Raw genomic sequence first — 24,228 nt, forward strand, 5'->3', positions numbered from 1 at the left:
GCCGGCCGCTGCCCGCACCGCCCCCCAGACCGACACTGCCCGACAGGTTCCCTTTCCCGTGACGTCTCCTCCGCCGCCGCCCGCTGAAGCTGTGCCCTCCGCAGCAGAAGAAACCCACCGCTTCCCCTGCCCCAATTGCGGTGCCGATTACCGGTTTGACCCGGCGGCCGGGGCGCTGATCTGCGGTCATTGCGGCCACCGCGAAGAGGTGCGCAGCGGACCCTGGAGAGGCACTGCCCTGCAGGAGCTGGATTTCCGCGCCGCAGCGGCCGAACAGCTGCCGAAGGCGGAGATCGAGATCACCCGCGTCTCCACCTGCCCCAACTGCGCCGCGCAGGTGGAATTCGACCCGGACACCCACGCCAAGGAATGCCCGTTCTGCGCCACCCCGGTTGTGACGGGCACCGGCGAAAACCGGCACATCAAACCCAAAGGGGTGCTGCCATTTGCTGTGGAGGAACGCGCCGCACACAAGGCGATGACCGACTGGCTGGGAGCTTTGTGGTTCGCGCCGGGCGGGCTCAAACAATATGCCCGCAAGGGGCGGCGGATGCAGGGCATCTACGTGCCCTACTGGACCTATGACGCCCAGACCCGCAGCAGCTACACCGGCCAGCGCGGCACCGTCTATTACGTGACCGAAACCTTCCAGCAGGACGGCAAGACCCGGACCCGGCAAGTGGCCAAAGTGCGCTGGACGCCGGTTTCAGGCCGGGTGCAGCGGTTCTTCGATGACGTGCTGGTGCTGGGGTCGAAAAGCCTGCCGCAACGTTATACCGAAGCTTTGGAGCCCTGGGATCTGTCGCAGCTGGAGCCCTATCAGCCGCAGTACCTGGCGGGCTTCCGGGCCGAAGCCTACACCGTTGATCTGGAAGAGGGCTTTGCCGAGGCCGGACAGAAAATGGACCGGGTCATCGAGCGCGACGTGAGGTTCGACATCGGCGGCGACCGCCAGCAGATCGCCCGTATTGACACCAGAGCCTCAGAGGTGACCTTCAAGCACATCCTGCTGCCGGTGTGGCTGGCCGCCTATAAATACCGCGGCAAGACTTACCGTTTCGTGGTCAACGGCCAGTCCGGCCGGGTGCAGGGCGAGCGGCCCTACTCAGTCTGGAAGATTGCCTTTGCCCTGCTGCTGGCCCTCGCGGTGGGGGCTGGCATTGCCCTGGCGGCCAGCCAGCAGTAGCAGCGTGCCCCGGGCGACAGCGGCGGTTGCGCCCGGGAAGGACGGCCGGCACGAAAACGGCCGGCCGGTACGGATCAAATACGGGAGCAGACATGCGCGCACTTATTCAACGGGTCAGCGAGGCCTCTGTCACGGTTGATGGCGAGGTCACCGGCGAAATCGGCCACGGGCTGCTGGTCCTGGTCTGTGCCATGGCAGGCGACAGCGAGGCGCAGGCAGACCAGCTGGCCGCCAAGATTTCCAAGCTCCGCATCTTTAAGGACGGCGCCGGCAAGATGAACCGTTCGGTGCTCGATACCGGCGGCAGCGTGCTGGTGGTCAGCCAGTTCACCCTGGCCGCTGACACCCGGCGCGGCAACCGCCCCGGCTTTTCCGGTGCCGCAGCCCCGGCCGAGGGCGAGCGGCTTTACGGGTATTTTGCAGACCAGCTGACTGCGCTGGGTTTGAAAATCGCAAAAGGACGGTTTGGCGCCGACATGAAAGTCAGGCTACTGAATGACGGGCCCGTGACCATCTGGATGGACACTGAACAAGCCTGAATTCCCTGGCCCGGACGGCAGGGGAAGCCTGCCGCAAATGGACCGGGTGACGGTGCCTGGCAGCGGCGGTGCTCAATCCCGATTACGCCGCAAAGGCCGTTTTTGTGCCGGAAAGCACCGATTCTGCCGCTTTGCCGGGCAGCGGCCCGGACCCGCGCGGCGGATTCATAAAAAAACCGTCATTCCTCCGCATCAATATTTCCTGTCGCATTCCCGCGTTTTTTTGGTTTTACATGGCCTGCAAATCGCAAAAACGGCACCTCGTTCAAGAAAGGCGACACCCGCAAATTGAGGCGCACCTGCCTGTGCGGGAGGCTTCCTCCGCGTTACACTAATAACTCTTGCGAGTTAGCGGTAAATACGCAAATCTTAAATCGCCAATCAAAAAAACAGGTGCCGTCAGCACCGCAACCAATCGGGAGAACTCAATGAACCGACATATGCAGTATCTGGCCAGCCAGGCCGCGGCAGGCAAACTGTCGCGCCGTGACTTCCTGGGCAAGGCCGCCGCACTGGGCTTTACCGCAGTCTCCGCAAACCTGCTGCTGTCCAGCGCCGCCAAGGCCGCCGGCCCGCAGAAGGGCGGCACCATCCGCCTGGGCCTGCAGGGCGGCTCCACCACCGACAGCCTGGACCCGGCACTGGTCACCAACACCGTCGGCCTGATGGTCACCCGCCTGTGGGGCGAAACGCTGGTTGAACTGGCTGACGACGGCGGCATCGAGGGCAAACTGGCCGAAAGCTACGAAGCTTCGGCCGACGCCAAGACCTGGACCTTCAAGCTGCGCTCCGGTGTAACCTATTCGAACGGCCAGAACGTCACCGCTGATGACGTGGTCAAAACCATGGAGCGCCACAGCGGCGAGGACACCAAATCGGGCGCCCTGGGCATCATGCGCGGCATCAAGGACGTGCGCGCGGATGGCGACAGCGTTGTCTTCGAACTCGACAGCCCGAACGCCGACCTGCCCTATCTGCTGGCGGACTACCACTTGATCATCCAGCCCAACGGCGGCAATGACGATCCGGCGGCAGCCATCGGCACCGGCCCCTACATCATGAAATCCTCCGACATGGGCGTGCGCTTCGTGGCCGAGAAGAACCCCAACTACTGGGGCGACCTGGGCAACGCGGATACCGTCGAGATCATCGTCATCAACGACGACACCGCCCGTGTTGCCGCGCTGCAGTCCGGCCAGGTGGACGTGATCGACCGGGTGCCGCCGCGGACCGCAAAACTGGTGGACCGCGCGCCGAACATCACCGTGCACTCGACCTCGGCGGCCGGCCATTACGTGTTCATCATGCACTGCGACACCGCGCCGTTCGACAACAACGACCTGCGCATGGCGCTAAAATACGGCATCAACCGCCAGGAGATGGTCGACAAGATCCTGAACGGCTACGGCACTGTCGGCAACGACACCCCGATCAACGCCTCCTACCCGATGTACACCGAGTTGGAGCAGCGTGAATTTGATCCCGACAAAGCGATGTTCCACCTGAAGAAGTCCGGCCACGACGGCGCCATCCTGCTGCGCACTTCGGACAATTCCTTCCCGGGCGCGCCGGATGCATCGGCCCTGTTCCAGCAGTCGCTGAACAGCGCCGGCATCAAGCTGGACGTCAAGCGCGAGCCGAACGACGGCTACTGGTCGGAAGTCTGGAACGCCAAGCCCTTCTGCACCAGCTACTGGGGCGGCCGCCCGACCCAGGACCAGATGTTCACCACCGCCTACCTGTCGACCGCGGACTGGAATGACACCCGCTTCAAGAACGATCAGTTCGACCAGATGCTGGTGGCCGCGCGCGGCGAACTGGACGTTGCCAAGCGGACGCAGATGTATGCCGACATGTCGACCATCCTGCGTGACGAAGGCGGCCTGATCTGTCCGATGTTCAATGACTTCGTCGAGGCGACCACCGACAAAGTCGACGGCTTTGTCGAAGGCATCCCGGGCCAGGTTCTGATGAACGGCTACGCGGCCAGCAAGCTGTGGGTCAAAGCCTAATATGTCTCCGATCGTAAAACTTCTGGCTCAGCGCATTGCGCTGAGCCTCCTTCTTTTGTTGCTCATCTCAATCGTGATTTTCGCCGGCACCATCGTGCTGCCGGGTGACGTCGCCCAATCGATTCTGGGGCAGTCAGCAACGCCGGAGGCTCTGGCCAACCTGAGGGCTGAACTGGGCGTCAACGATCCTCCCGTCGAACGCTATTTTGCTTGGCTCTTCGGCGCCATGCAGGGCGATCTTGGCACCGCGCTGACCAGCGGCCAGGACATTGCCCAGGCTCTCAGCAGCCGGTTCTGGAACACCCTGTTCCTCGCCTTCTGGGCTGCCGTGGTCGCGGTTCCGCTGGCGATCTTCCTGGGCCTCCTCGCCGTCCGCTTCAAGGACCGCTGGCCCGACAAGATGATCTCGGCCGTCACCCTGGCCTCGATCTCGATCCCCGAATTCCTGATCGGCTACGTGCTGATGTATTTCATCGCGGTGCAACTGCGCTGGTTCCCGTCGGTGGCAATGATCAACGACAGCATGAGCCTGTTTGAAAAGCTGAACGCCATCGCCCTGCCGATTGCGGTGCTGACCCTGGTGGTGCTGGCGCATATGATGCGGATGACCCGCGCTGCGATCCTGAACGTGATGCAATCGGCCTATATCGAAACCGCCGAACTGAAGGGCCTCAACGCCTTCCAGGTGATTTACCGCCATGCGTTCCCGAACGCGATTGCGCCGATCGTCAATGTGGTGATGCTGAACCTCGCCTATCTGGTGGTCGGCGTCGTGGTGATCGAGGTGGTCTTTGTCTACCCCGGCATGGGTCAGTATCTGGTCGACCATGTGTCCAAGCGTGACGTGCCTGTGGTGCAGGCCTGCGGCCTTATCTTTGCCGCTGTCTATATCGGCCTCAACATGATTGCCGATATTGTCGCCATCCTGTCGAACCCGCGCCTGAGGCATCCGAAATGAAGAATATCCCCATTTCCGCAGCCATCGGGCTGTTCTTCACCGCGCTCTATTTCCTCGGCGCCATCTTTGCACCGCTGCTGGCGCCCTACGGCGTTGGCGAAATCGTCGGCGACGTGTGGGAGCCCTCCAGCGCAGACTACCTGCTGGGCACCGACAACATCGGCCGCGACCTCCTCAGCCGGATGATCTACGGCGGCCGCACCACTATCTTCATTGCCACGGCGGCGACCGTGTTGTCCTTCACCCTCGGGTCCGTCCTCGGCTTCTTTGCCGCGGTGATGGGCGGCTGGATCGACCAGGCCCTGTCGCGTTTTGTTGATCTGGTGATGTCGATCCCGACGCTGATCTTCGCCCTGGTGGTGCTGTCGGTTGCGCCGGTCACCATTCCGATGCTGATCCTGGTGATGGGCTTGCTGGACGCCACCCGCGTCTACCGCCTGGCGCGTGCCGTCGCCGTCGACATTGAGGTCATGGATTACGTCGAGGCGGCCCGCCTGCGCGGCGAGAAGACCGCCTGGATCATCTTCCGTGAGATCCTGCCCAACGCGCTGTCGCCGCTGATCGCGGAGATGGGCCTGCGCTTCATCTTTGCGGTTCTGTTTGTCTCCACCCTGTCCTTCCTGGGCCTGGGCGTGCAGCCGCCTGAGGCCGACTGGGGCGGCATCGTGAAGGAGAACAAGGAAGGCATCGTCTACGGCATTCCTGCAGCGCTGATCCCGGCCTTTGCCATCGCCACCCTGGCGATCTCGGTGAACCTGGTGGCCGACTGGGTGCTGAACCGGACCACATCGCTGAAAGGAGGCCGCGGATGAGCGATACCCTGTTGAAAGTCCGCGACCTGAAAATCGGCGCGACCATCTACCCGCCGGGGGAAAAGCCCCGCGACATCGAAATCGTGCACGGAGTCAGCTTTGACCTCGCGCCCGGCAAGGTGCTGGGGCTGATCGGTGAATCCGGGGCCGGCAAATCCACCATTGGGCTCGCGTCCATGGCCTATGGCCGCGGCGGCGTGAAGATCACCGGCGGCGAGGTATGGGTCAACGGCCGCGACATCCTGAAGGGCGGCCACAAGGACATCCGCCGCCTGCGCGGCGCCGAGGTGACCTATGTGTCGCAATCCGCCGCCGCCTCCTTCAACCCCGCCAAGAAGATCATGGACCAGGTGGTCGAGGCCGCGGTGGAACAGAAGAAGTTCTCCCGCAAGGAAGCCGAGGCCCGCGCCCGTGCCCTATTTGCCAAGCTGGGCCTGCCGGACCCGGACAACATCGGCGAGCGTTACCCGCACCAGGTGTCGGGCGGCCAGCTGCAGCGCTGCATGACCGCGCTGGCGCTGTGCCCGGAGCCGGATCTGGTGGTGTTCGACGAGCCGACAACCGCGCTCGACGTGACCACCCAGATCGACGTGCTGATGGCGATCAAGGAAGCCATCCGCGACACCGGCGTAGCCGCGCTCTACATCACCCACGACCTCGCGGTGGTGGCGCAGGTAAGCGACGACATCATGGTTCTGAAGATGGGCAATACGGTCGAATACGGCCATGTCGATCAGATCATCAACAACCCGCAGGAGGAGTACACCAAGGCGCTGGTCTCGGTCCGCTCCATCGAGCATGAGGAAAAGGCCCCCACCGCGGAGCCGGTGCTGAGCGTGCGCAACATCACCGCGCGCTACAAGGGCACCCAGTTCGACGTGCTGCACAATGTGAACGTCGATCTGTACCCCGGCCAGACTCTGGCCGTGGTGGGTGAATCCGGCTCCGGCAAGTCCACCCTCGCCCGCGTGATCACCGGCCTGTTGCCGCCGCGCGAGGGCGAGATCGAATTTGCCGGCCGAAAGCTGTCGCCCGACCTCAAGGGCCGCAGCCGCGAGGACCTGCGCGAGCTGCAGATGATCTACCAGATGGCAGACGTGGCGATGAACCCGCGCCAGACCGTCGGCACCATCATCGGCCGCCCTCTGGAGTTCTACTTCGGCATGCGCGGCGCCGAGAAGAAGAAGCGGATCATCGAACTGCTGGACGAAATCGAGCTCGGCGAAAAGTTCATCGACCGCTACCCGGCGGAGCTGTCCGGCGGCCAGAAGCAGCGCGTCTGCATTGCCCGCTCGCTGGCGGCCAAGCCCAAGATGATCATCTGCGACGAGGTCACCTCGGCGCTGGACCCGCTGGTGGCGGACGGCATTCTGAAGCTGCTGCTGGATCTGCAGAAGATCGAGGATGTGGCCTATCTGTTCATCACCCACGATCTGGCGACCGTGCGCGCCATCTCCGACAACATCGCGGTGATGTACCAGGGAAAGGTGCAGCGGTACGGCGGCAAGTCCAAGGTGCTGAGCCCGCCGTTCGACGATTACACCGACCTGCTGCTGAGTTCGGTGCCGGAAATGAAGCTTGGCTGGCTGGAAGAAGTGATCGCTCACCGCAAGATGGAAAGCGCCGGAAACTGATTCCATCAAAGGCTGCAAAGCCCCCGCTGCTGGTCAGCGGGGGCTTTTTCTTTTTTAATTCGGCTTGGTTTTGTGATATTTTACCGGGATCAGGGAGAATGCAGCGGCACCAGCTGCAAATAACAGAAAAGACACTGAGCGCGGCTGATCTTTGAGGCAAGCCAACCCGATTCACCGGGCAGTTTCGTATTGACTGCAGCTGAGGGGAGGATCTGCCATGACAGACTGGGCAATTCACGGATTTGAGATAGCCAATTGCAACTGCGTTCCCGGCTGCCCTTGCCAGTTCTCGCAGCTTCCCAATGACGGCACCTGCGAAGCTATGCTGACATTCCGCATTGATTCCGGACATTACGGGGACACGAAACTGGACGGCCTGCTTGCCGCGGCAATCTACAAATGGCCCGGCCCCATCCATGAAGGCAACGGCGAGATGCAGATTATCATCGACGAACGTGCCACGGCAGAGCAGAAATCCGCCCTCGAAGCGATCATGACCGGTCAGGACACCGATGAGTTTGCCACGATGTTCTTTGTCTTCAACGCCATGTGCAGCACCAGGCACGACACACTCAGCGCGCCGGTGTCACTGAATTTTGATGAGGAAACCGGAATTGGCCACGGCAAGGCAGACGGTATCGGCGAAACCAGGGTGGAACCCATTGCGCATATCGTCTCCGGAGCGCCCCATTCGGTTCAGATAAAACTGCCTAATGGATTTGAATACTCCGAGGCCTCCGTATGCCGGGGCACGACCCGGACTCCCGGCTCAGCCATCAGCCTGGACAAGAACAGCGGAACCCACGCCCATGTTGCCGAACTGCATCTGACCGGCAAAGGCATCGAGCGGGCGGCCTGACCCGACATGGCGCAGCCGCAGCATATTCCCGGACCGGCTGAACGCCTGGCCCGCAATGACCAGGCGGTGGTGCTGGGCGCTGTGGCCTTCATCGTGCTGTTGAGCGCGCTCTACACCGTTATGGGCGCAGGCATGAACATGACCGCGGTCGAGATGACCCGGATGACCCGCCCGATCGGCGAACCTATGGAGATGGGGGCAGGCACGCCCTGGACCGCAGGCAATGCCGGTCTGATCTTCCTGATGTGGTGGGTGATGATGATTGCGATGATGACCCCCAGCGCCGCGCCTGTTCTGCTCCTGTTCAGCGCTATCAAAAAGGCGGGATCCCAACCGGCCAAAGCGCCGCTGCTCAGCCTGCTGTTCCTCAGCGGCTACCTGCTGGCCTGGGCTTTCTTTTCTGCAACCGCCACCGCCCTGCAGTGGTGGCTGGAAACCATGGGCCTGTCAAACGGCCCCATGATGTCGCTCAGCAGCCGTGCCTTAGGTGGTGCGTTGCTGCTGGCGGCGGGCGCCTATCAGTTTACCCCCTACAAGCACGCCTGCCTCTCCCATTGCCGTATGCCGGTTCATTTTTTGACCGCGCATAACCGCACAGGCTTGGCTGGTGCTGTACTGATGGGCGCCCACCACGGCACCTTTTGCCTCGGCTGCTGCTGGGCTCTCATGCTGCTGCTGTTTGCCGGCGGGATCATGAACCTCTACTGGATTGCCGGGCTGGCGCTGTTCATTCTTGCCGAAAAGACCTTTCCCCATCCAAAGCTCTTCACCGCTGCCGCAGGGGTTCTGCTCTGCCTGGCTGGCAGCTATGTGCTGGCAACCGCGTTCTGATACCGCGGCCAGGTGCCGGTTGGCCTGCGCCCTCTTCCCGAAAATGCCGGTTTCCCGCCGATCCGCCGTTTTTTGAATGGCAATTCAAGAAACCGACATGAAGATGGGGCATCGAAGCCCCCGCAAGGCAAAAGGATTCGGCAAATGGACAACAAACTCCTGCTCATCATTCTGGACGGCGTGCCGTGGCGCAACTTCCGCCGCCTGTTCGGCAACCTGGAGGGCTGGGTCGACAGCGGCGATGCCCGCGTCTGGAAACTGCGCAGCGTGCTGCCGTCTATTTCCGCCAGCTGCTATGCCTCGATCCACACCGGCGTCGCGCCGGCCGTTCATGGCAGCACCGGCAATGCCAACGTGTTCCGGCTGAAGGAAAAGGATGTGTTCAGCCAGGTCCGGGAGGCGGGCGGCGTCACCGGTGCCGTCGCGCACAGCTACTGGTCCTCCTTCTTCAACCGCCACCCGTTCGATTACGTCCGCGACATCGAATATGACGAGCCGGAGAGTAAAACCATCAACCACGGCCGGTTCCACACCATGACCGGTTACGGCAAGGACAACCAGATGACCCCGTCGGATGTCGACCTGTTCGGCACCCTGACCAATCTCTGCCTGCGGTTCGGGCTGGACTACGGCATGCTGCACACCTGCACGCTGGACAGCATGGGCCACCGCTATTTCCACGACTGCCAGGAAATGGACCACGCGTGTTTCGTCATGGACGAGATGCTGGCCCCCTTCATCACCCGCTGGCGCGACCTGGGATACGAAGTGATCGTCACCGCCGACCACGGCCAGGATGAGCGCGGCCACCACGGCGGCCGCAGCCCGCTGCAGCAGGAAACCGCGCTTTATTACTTCGGCGAGGCCGATGGCCCGGATCATGACACCGTGATCGACCAAAGGCAGCTGGCCCCCACCATCCTCACGCGGCTGGGCGCGCCGGTTGCTGAAACCATGAAGGCCGACCCGTTCCTGCAATGACCTGCAGCGGCGGCAGTGTGCTAGGATGGCCTGCAGCCGCCGCTTTCAGATGTCAGGAATTCGCCATGAAATCCCTTGTTGCCGTGTTCTCCCTGCTGGCCGCCCCGGCGCTGGCCAGCGATGCCTGCCATGACCTGTGGTTCACCCGGAACGCTGTGATCGACCGCGCCGGATACTGCTTCGCCTCCCCCTTGGGGCAATCTGTATTCGACAACCGGGACTGCACCGGCAAATCCGTGTCGCTGCCGCCGCAAGCGGAACGTCTCGTAGCCGAGGTTAGGCAAATGGAGGGCCGCTTCGGCTGCCGGGTGAACAACAAGCAGACCCGTCTGGATCTCGACGACCTGTTCCTGCGCTATCAGCTGTGGGATCTGCCGGTGCGCGATGAATTCGAAAGCGCCTGCCTGGGCTGGCTGGGCCCCGTCATGGGGCTGCGGGCCGGCCACAGGCCCGAGGCGCCCCTGATCGGACAGATCGGTCCCGGCGATTATGTCAGCTATTCGCATGTCCCGGTGGGCAGCTGGACCTATGTCACCACTTCCGGCCCTGACTGGAGCGTCACCAGCGGCGGCTGGCTGGACACTTCGCGGTATCAGGAGCAGTGCCAGGATTATGCCGGTTAGCGGGGCCTACTCGTCGTAGGGCCAGATCCCCTGCCCCAGCGCTTCCACGGCAACTGAAATCCGCTCGAAACTGTCGCGTGCCCGGCCCACGGTGTGACGCGCGCGCAGGTAGCCGTGAATCAAGCCGGGCTCGTTGATCCAATGCGCCCTGCCGCCGGCCTCCACGATCCGGTCCCGGTAATCGCGCGAGTCGTCGCGGACCGGATCGCAATCCGCCGTCACCAGCACTGTCGGGGGCAAGCCGGAAAAATCGCTGTCCGCCAGCGGTGCGAACAGCGGGTCATCCTTTGGCGCCTCTCCTTCAGTGCGGATGTCCATGTAATACAGCAGGTCGGCGCGGGTCAGCATCGGCGCCTGCGCGTGCTCGACATAGGACCCCTGGTTCACATCGCCGCCAAAGGCGCCGTAGATCAGCACCTGGCCCAGAATCGACTCGCAGCGGCCGCGCGCATGATGGGCCACGGCAGCGCACAAGTTGGCACCGGCGCTGTCGCCCATCAGGACAATCCCCTTGCCGTAACCGGCCTCCACCCAGCCCAGAACCACCCAGGCATCCTCGAATGCGGCCGGGTGCTTGTGCTCCGGCGCCAGCCGGTAATCCGCCGCCACCACGCGGTAGCCGGTCTGGGCGCAGATCTCGGCGCAGACATCGTCGTGGCTGTCCAGCCCGCCGACTACAAAGCCGCCGCCGTGACAGAACAGCACCGTGCGGGTCGGGTCGCCGGCGGTATAGACCCGCACCGGCACACCGTTTGCCGAAAGGTCCTCGACCGACACCACATCCGGCCGCGGCACCCTGAATTCCCGTGCCATGGCGTTGTATATGCGGCGCTGTTCCTCGATGGTCATGTCAACGGCATCATCAGGATAAAGCTCCCCGGTCTTCTGGATGAAGTCCCAGGTCTCCTCGTCTATCAGCCGTTCGTAATCCATCCGCGGGCCTCCCTGCACGCCTCTGTCCCCGAGAGCCTAGGCACAGTTTCCCGCAAATGGAATGCCTGAAAGAAAAAGCGCCCCGAAGGGCGCCATTTATTTCACTCTTTCCGGCAGGTTCATGCCGCCGCCGCGGGCTCCCAGGGCCGGGTGAAATTGTTCAGAACCGCACCGATCTCCGCGTCCGAACTTCCGTTGGCCGCGACCTGCGCGACCAGGCCGCGCTTCTTGTCGTCAAGCACGCTGACAACGCGCGCGGCCACGCCTGCCTGTTCCAGCGCGCCGTTGTAGACACGGGTGATCGCCAGCTTGCGCAGGTCCGGCTTGAACACCTTGCCCACTGCGGTTTTCGGCAGCTGGTCCAGCACCGTCAGATGCTTGGGAATTGCGGCCCGCTCGTGCACGTGGGTCTTACAGTATTCCAGCAGCTCCGCCTCGCTGACAGTGGCGCCGTCGACCAGTTCCACAAAGGCGCAGGGCAGCTCGCCGGAATGAGCATCCGGCTGGCCGATGGCGCCGGCAAAGGCCACCGCATCATGCCCCAGCAGCGCCTCCTCGATCTCTGCCGGGTCGATGTTGTGGCCGCCGCGGATGATCAGGTCCTTGGCGCGGCCGGTGATCCACAGGTAGCCGTCCTCGTCGATCCGGCCCAGATCGCCGGTGCGCAGGTATTTCCCCTGATAGTAGAGGTCCACGTTTTTGTCGGCTTCGGTGTATGTATTGCCGGCGTAAACGCCGGGGTTCGACACGCAAATCTCCCCCACCTCATCACGCGCGCATTCCAGCGCTCCGTCGTTGGTCTGCTTGACGATCCGCACGTCCGTGTAGGGCAGCGGAATACCGACCGAGCCGACTTTCTTGTCGCCGCCCGGCGGGTTGCAGGAGACCAGGCAGGTGGCCTCGGTCAGGCCGTAGCCCTCGACGATGGTCACACCCGACGCGCTTTCGAACCGCTTGAACAGCTCCATCGGCATCGGCGCCGAACCGGAGAAGGCGGTCTTAACGGTTGAGATATCCGCATCCACCGGCCGCTGCATCAGCGCCGAAACCGCTGTCGGCACGGTGATGATGAAAGTAATTTTCCAGCGCTCGATCAGCTTCCAGAAATTGTCGAAAACCCCTTCCCCGCGATAGCCCTGCGGCGTCGGGAACACCACATGCGCGCCGGAGGCCACCGCCGCCATCACGATCACATGCACCGCAAATACATGGAACAGCGGCAGCGGGCAGATGATGTTGTCTTCTTCGGTGAACAGCAGCGTGCTGCCGAGCCAGCCGTTGTAGATCAGCCCGGAATACTTGTGCTGCGCCACCTTGGGCATGCCTGTGGTGCCGCCGGTGTGGAAAAAGCACGCCACCCGGTCGCCGGCGCTGTCGGCAAAGCTCAGCGTCTTGGGCTGTTTCGCCATTTCCTTGGTGAAGCTCAGGTAGTCCGCATGGCTCGGCCGGGCGTCCATCTTGGGCCGGACCAGCGGCACGATCCAGGATTTCGGCGGCGTCAGATAGCGGTTCAGGTCCACCTCCAGCACCGTGTTCACGCCGGGCGCATGGCGCACCGCTTCCGCCACCTTCTGCGCCACGTCGGTCTTCGGAAAAGGCCGCAGCGTCACCACAACTTTTGCCTGGGTCTCCCGCAGGATGGAGGCGATCTGCTCCGGCTCCAGCAGCGGGTTGATCGGGTTCACGATCCCCGCCACCGCGCCGCCCATCATGGTCACCAGCGCCTCGGTGCAATTGGGCAGCACATAGGCCACCACGTCTTTCTCGCCGATTCCCAGTTTGCGGAACATGTTGGCCGCCTGGCTCACCTGATCCTTCAGCGTGCTCCAAGTCAGCGTTTCCGCCTTGTCCTGGGGCCCGGAAAAGATCTGATAACTGACCGCGTTGCTGTTTGGAAACTTGTCCGCAGTGCGCGTCAGCAACCCGTATAATGTGGCCGGCAGATCCCGTGCCTCATACGGCATTTCATTCTGCAGCGCATCGCGGTCCGCGATTCCCGAAAAACCCATAAATCTCCTCCCCGTTCCTCCGGTGCACGGCCGCTGTGCGGCCGCTGCACGGAGTGTGTCTCCGTTTTTTTTGCCCAGAGTATTGCAATCGCATGATTGCGCAAGCGTCAGGACAGGGTCACGCCAAGGCAGCTTGGGACGTGACGTGGCGCCAATTTGCGGTTCATTGGCGATTTCGTCGCAAAAACGCCCCGGACAGGGTCCGGGGCGGCTGATGTTTCCTGATTGCGGCGCTTATTCCGCCGCCAGCCCTTCGGTGAACTGCAGCTTGGCCAGGCGCGCATACAGCCCGCCCTGCGCCACCAGCTCATCATGGGTGCCGGTGGCCACAATCCGCCCGTGGTCCATCACCACGATGCGGTCGGCCTTCTTCACGGTGGCCAAACGGTGCGCCACGATCAGCGTGGTCCGGCCCTGGCTCAGCTCATCCACCGCGGCCTGCACCAGGCGTTCGCTCTCAGCATCGAGCGCCGAGGTCGCCTCGTCCAGCAGCAGCACCGGAGCGTCGCGCAGGATGGCGCGGGCAATCGCGATCCGCTGTTTCTGACCGCCCGACAGCATCACGCCCCGTTCGCCGACAAAGCTGTCATAGCCGTCCGGCAGCTTCGAGATGAAATCATGCGCGGCAGCGGCCGCTGCTGCAGCCTCCACTTCAGCGTCCGAGGCCTCGGGGCGGCCGAAACGGATGTTCTCGCGTGCCGAGGCGGCAAAGATCACCGGATCCTGCGGCACCAGCGCGATATGGCGGCGGAACTCATCGCGCTGCAGCCGGGTCAGCGCCACGCCGTCCAGCTTCACCTCGCCTTGACTGGGGTCATAGAACCGCTGCAGCATCTGGATGATAGTGGTCTTGCCCGCGCCGGAGGGGCCGACAAAGGCCACGGTTTCCCCCGGTTTCACCGTCAGCGATACATCATCCAGCGCCGAGACATCCGGACGCGCGGGGTAGCGGAAGGAGACATTTTCAAACGCAATCTCGCCCTTGACCGGCGTCGGCAGAACCTGCGCGGCAACCGGATCCAGCACTGTATCCTTGGCGTTCAGCAGCTCCACCAGCCGCTCGGTGGCCCCGGCGGCCCGCTGCAGCTCGCTCCAGATTTCCGACAGCGCCGCGACCGATCCCGCCACCAGCACCGCATAGATCACGAACTGAATCAGCGTGCCTTCGGTCATGACGCCCGCGCGCACATCATTGGCACCCATCCACAACACGCCCACGATGCCCGAAAACACCAGGAAGATGACGATCACCGTCATGTAGGCCCTGGTCTGAATGCGGCGGCGGGACACGTCATAGGAGGTTTCCGTCAGCTCGGAAAACTTCAGCCGGCTGGCGGCTTCATGGGTGAAAGCCTGCACGGTCTGCACCGCCCCCAGCGCCTCGCCCGCGTTGCCGGAAGAAGCGGCGATCCAGTCCTGGTTCTCCTTGCTGATGGCGCGCAGGCGGCGGCCCAGCACCAGGATCGGCACAATGACCGCAGGCACGATCAGCAGCACCATCATCGTCAGCTTCGCCGAGGTCAGCAGCATCAGCACCATGCCGCCCAGGAAAATCAGCAGGTTGCGCAGCGCAATCGACACCGAAGAGCCCAGTACCGACTGGATCAGCGTGGTGTCGGTGGTGATCCGGCTCAGCACCTCGCCGGTCATGATGCGCTCGTAAAACTCCGGGCTCATGCCGATCACCCGGTCGAACACCGCCTTGCGGATATCGGCCACCACCCGCTCGCCCAGCCGCGTCACCAGCGCATAGCGCACGCCGGTGCCCACCGCCAGCAAAGCGGCAATCACCAGCGCACCGCTGAAATAGAGGTTCAAGAGTTCGGAATCAGAGACCCGGAAATTGTCCACCACCCGGCGCACTGCCAAGGGCAGCGTCAGCGACAGACCCGCCGTCAGCACCAGCGCACAGGTGGCAGCCAGCATGAGCAGGCGGTAAGGCTGCATGAACGGCCAAAGCGCTGACAGCACGCCAATCTTCCGGGATTTCTCCCGCTCTTGCTCCGCATTCGGGGCCGCTTGTCTCCGCGCCATTCCGGATCCTTCTGCACATTGGTCTGGCGGGACTTGAAACCCCGCGCATTTGCCAAGGTTCATGGCCCCGCAGGTCCGGCGCGTCAAGCGCTGAGCAGTTTCAAAAAGCGCCTGAAAACAGCCGCGCACTGCGTCACAGGGTATCACTCAAGCGTGCTGGGAAGGTCTGGAGCGGGTAGCGGGAATCGAACCCGCACCTTAAGCTTGGAAGGCTCTTATGATACCATTTCACCATACCCGCTCAGGACATTTGCTGATTTAGGTGAAGCGCCGGGGAAGGTCAACCACCTTGTTTTCGTTTGCCTTTGCAGCGGCGGAAAATTCAGCGCGCCCCTTGCGAAAGCCCCGCCAAGCCCCCCAAATAACAGCGCAATCCCTCCGCCCCGCCGCCTGCTCAGAACACCGGAAGAAACCGCCGTGACCCGAAACCCTCAAACCGTTGTCATCACCGCCCACGGCCAGCCCTCGGCCCCTGCCCCGGCAGAGGCGGATCTGGCTGCGACGGCGGCAGCCGTTGCTGCATTTCTTCCCGGCTGGGACGTCCGCTCCGCCACCCTCGCAGCCGCCGGCCGCCTGGAGGCGATGATGGAGGACGGCGCGGTGGTCTATCCGTTTTTCATGTCGCGCGGCTATTTCACCGGCACGGTGCTGCCCGCCCGCCTTCAAGGCCGGCACTGCCGGTTGGCCACCCCGTTCGGCCTGGCCAGCGGACTGCCGGAAGTTGCCGCAAACGCCGTGCGCCGGGCGGCGGCAGACCGGGGCTGGACGTTGGGCGCCCTCAATCTGATGCTGGCGGCCCACGGTTCCGCCCGCGGCCCGCGGGCCGCCGAGGCAGCGGAGGACTTCGCCGCCAGGCTCAGACCGCTTTTGCCGGGCTGCACTTTGTCGCTGGGCTACGTCGAACAAGACCCGCGGATCAAAACCGCCGCCGCCTCACTGCCCGCACAGTCGGTCTGCCTGCCCTTTTTCGCCCAGGCCGGCGACCATGTGAAACAGGACCTGCCGGAAGCATTGGAGGCCGCCTGCTTCAGCGGCATTGTGCTGCCGGTCGCCGGCGCCCTGCCCGGCGCCCCGGCACTCATCGCCGCGGCCATCCGCGCGGCAAGCCTTGATCAGGACGCCGCCGGGTAGCATTAATTTTGCCCAAGGCGAAAAACGAAAATTAACCCAGGCAAAAGCATTTGGCCTCTTGCGCCGGCACCGGGCATGTGATTAATCACGCCTTACACCACGGATGGCGAGTTGGCGGAGTGGTGACGCAGCGGATTGCAAATCCGTGTACACCGGTTCGATTCCGGTACTCGCCTCCATGTTTCCCAGCTGAAACACTGCCCGACACCAGATGCCTGGCGCTACCCCACAGGCCCATCCAGCGGGGCCTCCGGACTGCTCGTTCTGCCCGGAGAAAGCGCCGCCGGCTGATTGTTCCGGCCAGCTGCGGCCGGCTCCTTTACCCTTTCAGCCGGAACCGCTGGATCTTGCCTGTCTCTGTCTTCGGCAGCGCTTGTGCAAACACCACGGAACGCGGGTATTTGTAGGGGGCGATCACCCCTTTCACATGGTCCTGCAACAGCTTGACCAGCGCCGCCGACGGCTCGTAGCTTCCGGCCAGCACCACATGCGCCTGCACGATCTCGCCGCGGGCCTCGTCCGGGGCGCCCACCACGGCGCATTCCGCCACCGCCTCATGCGCCAGCAGCGCCGCCTCCACCTCCGGCCCGGCAATGTTGTAGCCGGCCGAGACGATCATGTCGTCGTTGCGGGCAGCAAAATGCAGATAGCCGTCCGCGTCCTGGATGAAGCTGTCGCCGGTGATGTTCCAGCCGTCCTTGACGTAATCCCCCTGCCGAGCGTCCGACAGGTAGCGGCAGCCGGTCGGACCCTTCACCGCCAGGCGCCCGACCTCACCGCGCGGCGCCTCGCCGCCTTCAGCGTCCAGAACCTTCACCTCGTAGCCCCCCACCGGCTTGCCGGTGCAGGCGGGCCGGTGGTCGCTGAAGCGGTTGGTGATGAAGATATGCAGCATCTCCGTCGCACCGATGCCGTCCAGCATCGGCTTGCCGGTCTTTTCGATCCACTCCTGGTACACCGGCGCGGGCAATGTCTCCCCGGCCGATACCGCCGCCCTGAGCGAGGACAGATCCGCCCCCTCCTCCATCGCGCGCAACATCACCCGGTAGGCGGTCGGCGCGGTGAAACAGACGGTTGCCTTGTATTTCTCGATGATCTCGATCAGGTTCGGCGGTGTGGCGCTTTCCAGCAGCGTGGCCGCCGCGCCGAACCGCAACGGAAAAACCGCTAGCCCGCCGAGGCCGAAGGTGAAGGCCAGGGGCGGCGAGCCGACAAACACGTCCTCCGGCTGCACGTCAAGCACCTCACGCGCATAACCGTCGGCGATGATAAGCAGGTCGCGGTGGAAATGCATCGTCGCCTTGGGGGAACCGGTGGTGCCGGAAGTGAACCCCAGCAGCGCCACATCGTCCCGGCCAGTCTTCACCGCCTCATAGGTCACCGGTTTTTCCAGCGCCAGCCTGTCCAGCTCCGCATCGTGGTTGGAGGTGCCGTCAAAGCCCACAACCGTGTTCAGGAACTTCGAGTCCTTGGCGCAGGCCACCAGTTCATCCTTCAGCCGGGTGTCGCACAGCGCGTGGGAGATTTCCGCCTTGTCGACGATCTTGGCCAGCTCGCCCCGGCGCAGCATCGGCATGGTGTTGACCACCACCGCACCCGCCTTGGTCGCGGCCAGCCAGCAGGCCACCATCGCCGGGTTGTTGGCCGAGCGGATCAGCACCCGGTTGCCGGGCTTCACGCCCAGATCCTCGGTCAGCACATGCGCCAGCCGGTTGGTCCAGTCGGCCAGTTCCTTGTAGGTGCGGTAGCGGCCATTGCCGATCAGCGCGGTGCGATCGCCAAAGCCTTTTTCCACCATCGCATCGGTCAGCTCGACCGCAGCATTCAGGTATTCGGGATAGTCGAACCCCTCGAGCAGGAACTCCGGCCATTGCTCCGCCGGCGGCAGGTTGTCGCGGGTGAACGTATCCGCATGCGCTGTCGGTCCCAGCATCTTAATTCCCTCCCTGAAAGGCGGCCAGCGCTTGGCGCGCGATCACCACCCGCTGCACGTCTGATGCACCCTCGTAAATGCGCAGCGCACGGATATCGCGGTAGAGCTCCTCCACCTTCTGGCCCGAGCGCACCCCGTCGCCGCCATGCAGCTGCACAGCCTTGTCGATGACCTGCTGCGCCTGATCGGTGGAAAACAGCTTGGCCATCGCCGCCTCGCGCGTCACCCGCGCAGCGCCGGTGTCCTTGGCCCAGGCGGCGCGGTAGACCAGCAGCGCCGAGGCGTCCACATCCAGCGCCATTTCCGCAATATGGCCCTGCACCATCTGCAAGTCGAACAGGGGCGCACCCTGCACCTGCCGGGTGGTGACCCGCTCCAGCGCTTCATCCAGCGCGCGGCGGGCAAAGCCCAGTGCCGCCGCCGCCACGGTGGAGCGGAACACATCAAGCACCGACATGGCGATCTTGAAGCCCGCGCCAGGCTGGCCCAGCAGGGCGGATTTCGGAATGCGGCAGTCGGTAAAGCGCAAGGTCGCCAAGGGATGCGGCGCGATCACCTGCTGACGCTCGACCACCTCGAACCCCGGCAGGCCCGCAGGCACCACAAAGGTGCTCAACCCCCTGGCGCCCGGCGCTTCACCCGTGCGGGCAAAGAGCGTGTAGACATCTGCAATTCCGCCGTTGGAAATCCAGGTCTTCTCGCCGTTCAGCACGTAAGACTCGCCGTCCAGCGTGGCGGTCATGGTCGAATTGGCCACATCCGACCCCGACTGCGGCTCCGTCAGCGCGAAGGCCGAGATTGCCTTGCCCGCCCTGGTCAGCGGCAACCATTCCGTCTGCTGCTCCGGCGTGCCGAACAGTGAAATTGCGCCGGTGCCCAGCCCCTGCATGGCAAAGGCAAAATCGGCCAGCCCGTCATGGCGCGCCAGCGTCTCGCGGATCAGGCACAGCGTGCGCACATCCAGCTGCTCGCCGGCTTCTGCCCCGCTGTGCCGGGTCCAACCCGCCGCGCCCAGCGCCGCCACCAGCGAGCGGCAGGCCGCATCCGTGTCGGAATGATCGATCCCCGCCAGATACGCCCCGGCCCAATCGTCCAGCTCCGCCGCCAAGGCACGGTGCCGGTCTTCAAAGAACGGCCAGGTTAGAAAGCTCTTGTCCGCCATCCGCGTCTCCTCCCGGTGAACAGGCTGCGCGCCCGTTTCATCTTTCCCCAAATACTCCCGCCGGAGGCACCCGCGCCCTCCTCCGGCGCGCGTTCCGGCGGTGCCGCGGCTCAGTCGCCTTCAAACAGCGGCTTTTCCTTGTTCACAAAGGCATGATAGGCGCGCTCGAAATCGGCTGTCTGCATGCAGATCGCCTGCGCCTGCGCCTCGGCCTCAATCGCCTGCTCGATCGACATCGACCATTCCTGCGCCAGCATCGTCTTGGTCATCATATGGCCAAAGTTGGGGCCGGCCGCGATCCGCTCGGCCCAGCTCTGTGCCTCGGCCTCCAGCTCATCCGCCGCCACCAGTTTGTTGTGGAACCCCCAGGCATGACCCTCCTCGGCGCTCATCGAGCGGCCGGTGTACAACAGCTCCGCCGCCCGGCCCTGGCCGATGATGCGCGGCAGGATTGCGCAGGCCCCCATGTCGCAGCCCGCCAGCCCCACTCGGGTGAACAGGAACGCCGTCTTGGCCTCGGGCGTGGCAATGCGGATATCCGACGCCATGGCGATGATCGCGCCTGCGCCCACGCAGATGCCGTCAATCGCCGCAATCACCGGCTTGCCGCAGTTCACGATCGCCTTGACCAGATCGCCGGTCATCCGGGTAAAGGCCAAGAGCTCCTTCATGCTCATCTTCGTCAGCGGTCCGATGATGTCATGCACATCGCCGCCCGAGCAGAAGTTGCCGCCGTTGGAGGCAAAGACCACCGCCTTCACCGTGTCGTCATAATGCAGATCGCGGAACCAGTCGCGCAGCTCTGCATAGCTGTCGAACGTCAGCGGGTTCTTGCGCTCCGGCCGGTTCAACGAGACGGTGGCGACGCCATCCTCGATCCGGCACAGGAAGTGCTTCGTTTCCTTGTTTTCCATCATGCCTTGCCTCTCTCTTCCAGCCGCCGCGCCACGGCGCCCAGGCTTTCAGCGATCCCCTGTGCCTCATCCGCCGTGAGCCCGTCAAAGGCCGCGTCGATCCAGGCTTCATGCGCCTCTGCCTGGCGGGCGAATTCAGTCCTGCCCGCCGCTGTCAGCTTCACCAGATTGGCGCGCCGGTCGCCCTCGACCTTCTCGCGCAGAACGTGGCCGTCCTCGACCAGCCGCTCTACAATGCCGGTCACATTGCCGTTGGAGACTTTCAGAACCCCCGACAACTCGCTCATCTTCAATCCTTTTTCGTGCCGCATGAGCGCTGCCATCACGTCAAACCGCGGCAGCGTGGTCGCGAAATCCCGCCGCAGGTTCTCGCGCACTTCGCTCTCCACCGCCTTGGTGGCCTTCAGCACCTTCAGCCACAGCCGCAGCCGGTCCTTCGATGTCGTGCTCAAATTTCCCCTCCCGACACGCTCATTGCGTGCCCATTGACCGAGGCCGCGCCCCCGGATGCCAGGAACACCGCCGTGGCCGCCACTTCCTCCGGGGCAATCAGCCGCTGCATCGGATTGCCGCCGACCACCATCTTCAGCGCTTTTTCCCGCGGTATGTCATGCCGCGCCATCAGCCCAGTGATCGCGCTTTCCGCCATCTCCGTGTCCACGAACCCGGGGCAGATCGCATTACAGGTGATGCCCCGCTTGGCGACGCCCTGCGCCACCGACCGCACCAGTCCCAGCACCCCGTGTTTGGAGGCCGCATAGGCCGGGATCTGCGCCCCGCCCTGCAAGGACGCGGTCGAGGCGATAGCGATCAGCCGCCCGCCCGTCCCCATGCCCGCCCGCAAGGCGGCCCGGAAAGTCAGAAACGTCCCCGTCATATTGACCGTCAGGGTCCGCTGCCAATCCGCCAGTTCAACGTCCTCTATACGGGCCGCGACACCGGTTCCGGCATTGGCAATCACCACATCATACGGCGCATCAAACAGCGCCTGCACCTGAACCTCGTCGGCGACATCCGCTTCCCTGATTTCCAGGTCCAGCCCCTCCGCCGCCGCTTCCAGCGGTGCCCGGCGCCGCCCGGCGATGGTGACGCGGCAGCCTTCCGCAGCAAAGGCATGCGCAATGGCCTTGCCGATGCCAGTGCCGCCGCCGGTAACAAGAACGCGCCGTGTCATGCCCGGATCACCTCCGCTTCTCGGTCCGCCAGCCGCCATAGCTGATCGCGGCCCGCATGATAGGGCAGCAGCCAGTCGCAGTGGCGGTCGCCGATGCGCGCGGCCTCATGCAGGGTCCAGTAAGGATCCGCCAGATGCGGCCGCCCGATGCAAACCAGGTCCGCGCGCCCGGCCATCAGGATCGAATTGGCATGGTCCGCCTCGTAGATGTTGCCCACCGCCATTGTGGCAATCCCCGCCTCGTTGCGGATGCGGTCGGAAAACGGCGTCTGGAACATGCGGCCGTAAACCGGCTGCGCGTCCGTCGAGGTCTGCCCGGCGGACACGTCTATGATATCCGCTCCGGCAGCGGTGAAGGCCTTGGCGATTTCCACCGCCTCCTCCGGTGTCACGCCTTCGCCGCCGACCCAGTCGTTGGCAGAGATCCGCACCGACATCGGTTTACCCTCGGGCCAGACCGCCCGCATGGCCCGGAACACCTCCAGCGGATAGCGCAGCCGGTTCTCCAGGCTGCCGCCGTACTCATCGGTGCGAATGTTCGATTTTGGTGATATAAAGGACGAAATCAGATAGCCATGCGCGGCATGAAGTTCGATCATGTCAAACCCGGCGCGCCCCGCCATCTGCGCCGACGCAACAAATTCGTCGCGAATTTGGTCCATTTCGCCCCGCGTGATCTCCCGCGGCGCCGGGTTGTTATCCGACCACGGGATGGCAGAGGCCGAGACCGTCTCCCAGTTCCCCTCCGCCAGTGGCGCGTCCATCACTTCCCAGCCCAGCTGGGTCGATCCCTTGCGGCCCGAATGGCCGATTTGGCAGCAGATCTTGGCACTGGTCTCAGTATGAACGAAATCCGTCAGCCGCGTCCAAGCCGCCTCATGCTCCGGCGCATAAAGGCCCGGACAGCCCAGCGAGATCCGCCCCTCAGCGCTGACACAGGTCATCTCGGTATAGACCAGCCCGGCCCCGCCCTTGGCCCGTTCACCGTAGTGGATCAGGTGCCAGTTGGTCGGGCAGCCCTCCACCGCCTTGTACTGCGCCATGGGCGAAACCACCACGCGGTTCTTCAGCTCCATCCCGCGCAGCTTAAACGGCGCGAACATCGGCGGCCGCACCGGCGCATCTGCAGGTGCGCCAGCCTTGCCCTGGAACCACTTCTCGGCGCTTTGCAGCCATTCCGCGTCCCGCAGGCGCAGGTTTTCGTGGGAAATCCGCTGCGAGCGGGTCAGCAGCGAATAATTGAACTGCACCGGATCCATATCCAGGTAGCGCTCGACCTCCTCGAACCACTCCAGTGAGTTGCGCGCCGCCGATTGCAGCCGCAGCACATCCAGCCGCCGCTCCTCCTGATAGCGTTCAAAGGCGCGCTCCAGCGTCGGCTCGGTGCTGACCAGCTCCGCCAGCGCGATGGCGCTGTCAAACGCCAATCGCGACCCCGACCCGATGGAAAAATGCGCCGTGGCCGAGGCATCGCCCAGCAGCACCACATTCTCATGGTGCCACTTCTCGCAGAGCACCCGCGGGAAATTGATCCACACCGCCGCCCCGCGCAGGTGCGCCGCGTTCGACATCAGCGCGTGCCCGTCCAGATGATCGGCGAAGATCTCCTCGCAGGTACGGATGATCGCCTCCTTGCTCATGCTCTCGAAGCCCCAGTTCTCCCAGGTCTCGGCCGAGCATTCGACGATCACCGTCGCGGTGTCGGCATCGAACTGGTAGGCGTGGATCCACATCCAGCCGTGCTGAGTCTTTTCAAAAATGAAGGTGAAGGCATCGTCGAATTTCTGATGGGTGCCCAGCCAGATGAACTTGCAGGGCCGAACGTCGATTTCCGGTTTAAAATGCTCCGCGAACTCATTGCGGACACTGGAATTCAGCCCATCGCAGCCGACCACCAGATCGTATTCTTTCTGATACTCCGACGCGGGCTTGGCAACGGTTTCGAACTGCAAGTCCACCCCCAGTTCCCTTGCCCGGTCCTGCAGCAGCAACAGCATCTTCTTGCGCCCGATCCCGGCAAACCCGTGCCCGCCCGACACCGTGCGCGTGCCGCCATGCACAACGGCAATATCATCCCAGTAGGCAAAGTTTTCCCGGATCGCCTCCGCGCTCTTCAGGTCGTTGGCGCTCAGGTTTTCCAGCGCGTCATCCGACAGCACCACGCCCCAGCCAAAGGTATCGTCAGCCTTGTTGCGCTCGATCACCGTGACCTCCGCCTCCGGCTGCCGCAGCTTCATCGAGATGGCAAAGTAGAGGCCGGCAGGCCCTCCTCCCAGACAGACGACTTTCATGATCATCCCTTCCCGCTCAGAGCATGTCCCTGAGGAGCAGGATAAGCAGGAGCAGGAAAACTTCAAGCCTAAAGTTTTAAGCTTGAAGTAATTACGTCAGCCAAACCTGCCAGCCCTGCCCCGGCACCGCCAGGGCAGAATATCTGTCTTTGACGGAACCCGGGCAACGCTCCGCGCCGGGCATCAGGCCTTGCCGCCCCGGCACACGGGGA

21 protein-coding genes and 2 tRNA genes are annotated in these 24,228 nt (G+C 63.7%); 13 read left to right on the forward strand and 10 right to left on the reverse strand.

Annotated features, from left to right (window positions below):
• The first annotated feature begins 58 nt into the window (after positions 1-58).
• The 11 genes from KUV26_RS05595 (at position 59) to KUV26_RS05645 (ending at position 10,435) form a co-directional block, all read left to right on the forward strand.
• On the forward strand, positions 59-1,186 hold the full coding sequence (locus KUV26_RS05595) for a TFIIB-type zinc finger domain-containing protein (RefSeq protein ID WP_222507640.1): 1,128 nt from the start codon (positions 59-61) through the stop codon (positions 1,184-1,186).
• Positions 1,187-1,278: 92 nt separating this feature from the next.
• Entirely contained in the window at positions 1,279-1,725 is a 447-nt protein-coding gene (dtd, locus tag KUV26_RS05600; RefSeq protein WP_222502747.1) for a D-aminoacyl-tRNA deacylase, read from the forward strand.
• A 37-nt stretch (positions 1,726-1,762) separates the two neighbouring features.
• Positions 1,763-2,017, forward strand: coding sequence for a hypothetical protein (locus tag KUV26_RS05605; RefSeq protein WP_222507641.1), 255 nt, complete (start codon positions 1,763-1,765; stop codon positions 2,015-2,017).
• A 136-nt stretch (positions 2,018-2,153) separates the two neighbouring features.
• The gene (locus KUV26_RS05610; protein WP_222502746.1) at positions 2,154-3,737 is read left to right on the forward strand and encodes an ABC transporter substrate-binding protein; all 1,584 of its coding nucleotides are present in this window, start codon (positions 2,154-2,156) and stop codon (positions 3,735-3,737) included.
• A 1-nt stretch (position 3,738) separates the two neighbouring features.
• Positions 3,739-4,695, forward strand: a complete 957-nt coding sequence (locus tag KUV26_RS05615; RefSeq protein WP_222502745.1) for an ABC transporter permease — start codon at positions 3,739-3,741, stop codon at positions 4,693-4,695.
• Positions 4,692-5,507 (forward strand): ABC transporter permease, encoded by an 816-nt coding sequence (locus tag KUV26_RS05620; RefSeq protein WP_222502744.1) that lies wholly within the window; start codon positions 4,692-4,694, stop codon positions 5,505-5,507. The genes KUV26_RS05615 and KUV26_RS05620 overlap by 4 nt, the downstream gene beginning before the upstream one ends.
• On the forward strand, positions 5,504-7,141 hold the full coding sequence (locus tag KUV26_RS05625) for an ABC transporter ATP-binding protein (RefSeq protein WP_222507642.1): 1,638 nt from the start codon (positions 5,504-5,506) through the stop codon (positions 7,139-7,141). Before KUV26_RS05620 ends, KUV26_RS05625 begins: the two co-directional genes overlap by 4 nt.
• 217 nt (positions 7,142-7,358) lie before the next feature.
• Complete coding sequence (locus KUV26_RS05630) at positions 7,359-8,000, forward strand: DUF1326 domain-containing protein (protein ID WP_222507643.1); 642 nt, start codon at positions 7,359-7,361, stop codon at positions 7,998-8,000.
• A gap of 6 nt (positions 8,001-8,006) precedes the next feature.
• Complete coding sequence (locus KUV26_RS05635) at positions 8,007-8,831, forward strand: DUF2182 domain-containing protein (RefSeq protein ID WP_222507644.1); 825 nt, start codon at positions 8,007-8,009, stop codon at positions 8,829-8,831.
• A gap of 144 nt (positions 8,832-8,975) precedes the next feature.
• Positions 8,976-9,812 carry an alkaline phosphatase family protein gene (locus tag KUV26_RS05640; RefSeq protein ID WP_222502740.1) on the forward strand — a complete coding sequence of 279 codons (837 nt, stop codon included), beginning with the start codon at positions 8,976-8,978 and terminating at the stop codon, positions 9,810-9,812.
• Between the two features lie 65 nt (positions 9,813-9,877).
• Complete coding sequence (locus KUV26_RS05645; protein ID WP_222507645.1) at positions 9,878-10,435, forward strand: DUF4453 domain-containing protein; 558 nt, start codon at positions 9,878-9,880, stop codon at positions 10,433-10,435.
• A 6-nt stretch (positions 10,436-10,441) separates the two neighbouring features.
• Here the strand turns inward: KUV26_RS05645 and KUV26_RS05650 are convergent, their stop codons facing one another.
• From KUV26_RS05650 to KUV26_RS05665, 4 genes are all read right to left on the reverse strand, one after another.
• Positions 10,442-11,368, reverse strand: coding sequence for an alpha/beta hydrolase (locus KUV26_RS05650; protein ID WP_222507646.1), 927 nt, complete (start codon positions 11,366-11,368; stop codon positions 10,442-10,444).
• Between the two features lie 119 nt (positions 11,369-11,487).
• Complete coding sequence (locus KUV26_RS05655; RefSeq protein ID WP_222507647.1) at positions 11,488-13,377, reverse strand: acyl-CoA synthetase; 1,890 nt, start codon at positions 13,375-13,377, stop codon at positions 11,488-11,490.
• 234 nt (positions 13,378-13,611) lie between these two features.
• On the reverse strand, positions 13,612-15,411 hold the full coding sequence (locus KUV26_RS05660) for an ABC transporter transmembrane domain-containing protein (protein ID WP_222507648.1): 1,800 nt from the start codon (positions 15,409-15,411) through the stop codon (positions 13,612-13,614).
• Between the two features lie 167 nt (positions 15,412-15,578).
• A tRNA-Gly gene (locus tag KUV26_RS05665) sits at positions 15,579-15,652 on the reverse strand.
• A gap of 176 nt (positions 15,653-15,828) precedes the next feature.
• On the opposite strand from KUV26_RS05665, the gene KUV26_RS05670 reads away from it, so the two are divergent.
• On the forward strand, positions 15,829-16,542 hold the full coding sequence (locus KUV26_RS05670) for a CbiX/SirB N-terminal domain-containing protein (protein WP_222507649.1): 714 nt from the start codon (positions 15,829-15,831) through the stop codon (positions 16,540-16,542).
• Between the two features lie 105 nt (positions 16,543-16,647).
• Positions 16,648-16,721 (forward strand) — tRNA-Cys (locus KUV26_RS05675).
• Positions 16,722-16,861: 140 nt separating this feature from the next.
• Here KUV26_RS05675 and KUV26_RS05680 read toward each other — a convergent pair.
• The 6 genes from KUV26_RS05680 to KUV26_RS05705 all read right to left on the reverse strand — a co-directional run bounded on the left by KUV26_RS05680 (position 16,862) and on the right by KUV26_RS05705 (position 24,016).
• Positions 16,862-18,475, reverse strand: coding sequence for an AMP-binding protein (locus tag KUV26_RS05680; protein ID WP_222507650.1), 1,614 nt, complete (start codon positions 18,473-18,475; stop codon positions 16,862-16,864).
• Position 18,476: 1 nt separating this feature from the next.
• Complete coding sequence (locus KUV26_RS05685) at positions 18,477-19,637, reverse strand: acyl-CoA dehydrogenase family protein (RefSeq protein WP_222507651.1); 1,161 nt, start codon at positions 19,635-19,637, stop codon at positions 18,477-18,479.
• 110 nt (positions 19,638-19,747) lie between these two features.
• Complete coding sequence (locus tag KUV26_RS05690; protein ID WP_222507997.1) at positions 19,748-20,551, reverse strand: enoyl-CoA hydratase family protein; 804 nt, start codon at positions 20,549-20,551, stop codon at positions 19,748-19,750.
• Positions 20,551-21,003, reverse strand: coding sequence for a MarR family winged helix-turn-helix transcriptional regulator (locus KUV26_RS05695; RefSeq protein WP_222507652.1), 453 nt, complete (start codon positions 21,001-21,003; stop codon positions 20,551-20,553). The genes KUV26_RS05690 and KUV26_RS05695 overlap by 1 nt, the downstream gene beginning before the upstream one ends.
• Positions 21,000-21,725 (reverse strand): SDR family NAD(P)-dependent oxidoreductase, encoded by a 726-nt coding sequence (locus KUV26_RS05700; protein ID WP_222507653.1) that lies wholly within the window; start codon positions 21,723-21,725, stop codon positions 21,000-21,002. The genes KUV26_RS05695 and KUV26_RS05700 overlap by 4 nt, the downstream gene beginning before the upstream one ends.
• The gene (locus tag KUV26_RS05705; protein ID WP_222507654.1) at positions 21,722-24,016 is read right to left on the reverse strand and encodes a bifunctional salicylyl-CoA 5-hydroxylase/oxidoreductase; all 2,295 of its coding nucleotides are present in this window, start codon (positions 24,014-24,016) and stop codon (positions 21,722-21,724) included. The genes KUV26_RS05700 and KUV26_RS05705 overlap by 4 nt, the downstream gene beginning before the upstream one ends.
• Positions 24,017-24,228: the final 212 nt, after the last annotated feature.

Origin of the sequence: Leisingera daeponensis (genome assembly GCF_019801465.1) — a bacterium.
Lineage (GTDB): Bacteria > Pseudomonadota > Alphaproteobacteria > Rhodobacterales > Rhodobacteraceae > Leisingera > Leisingera daeponensis_A.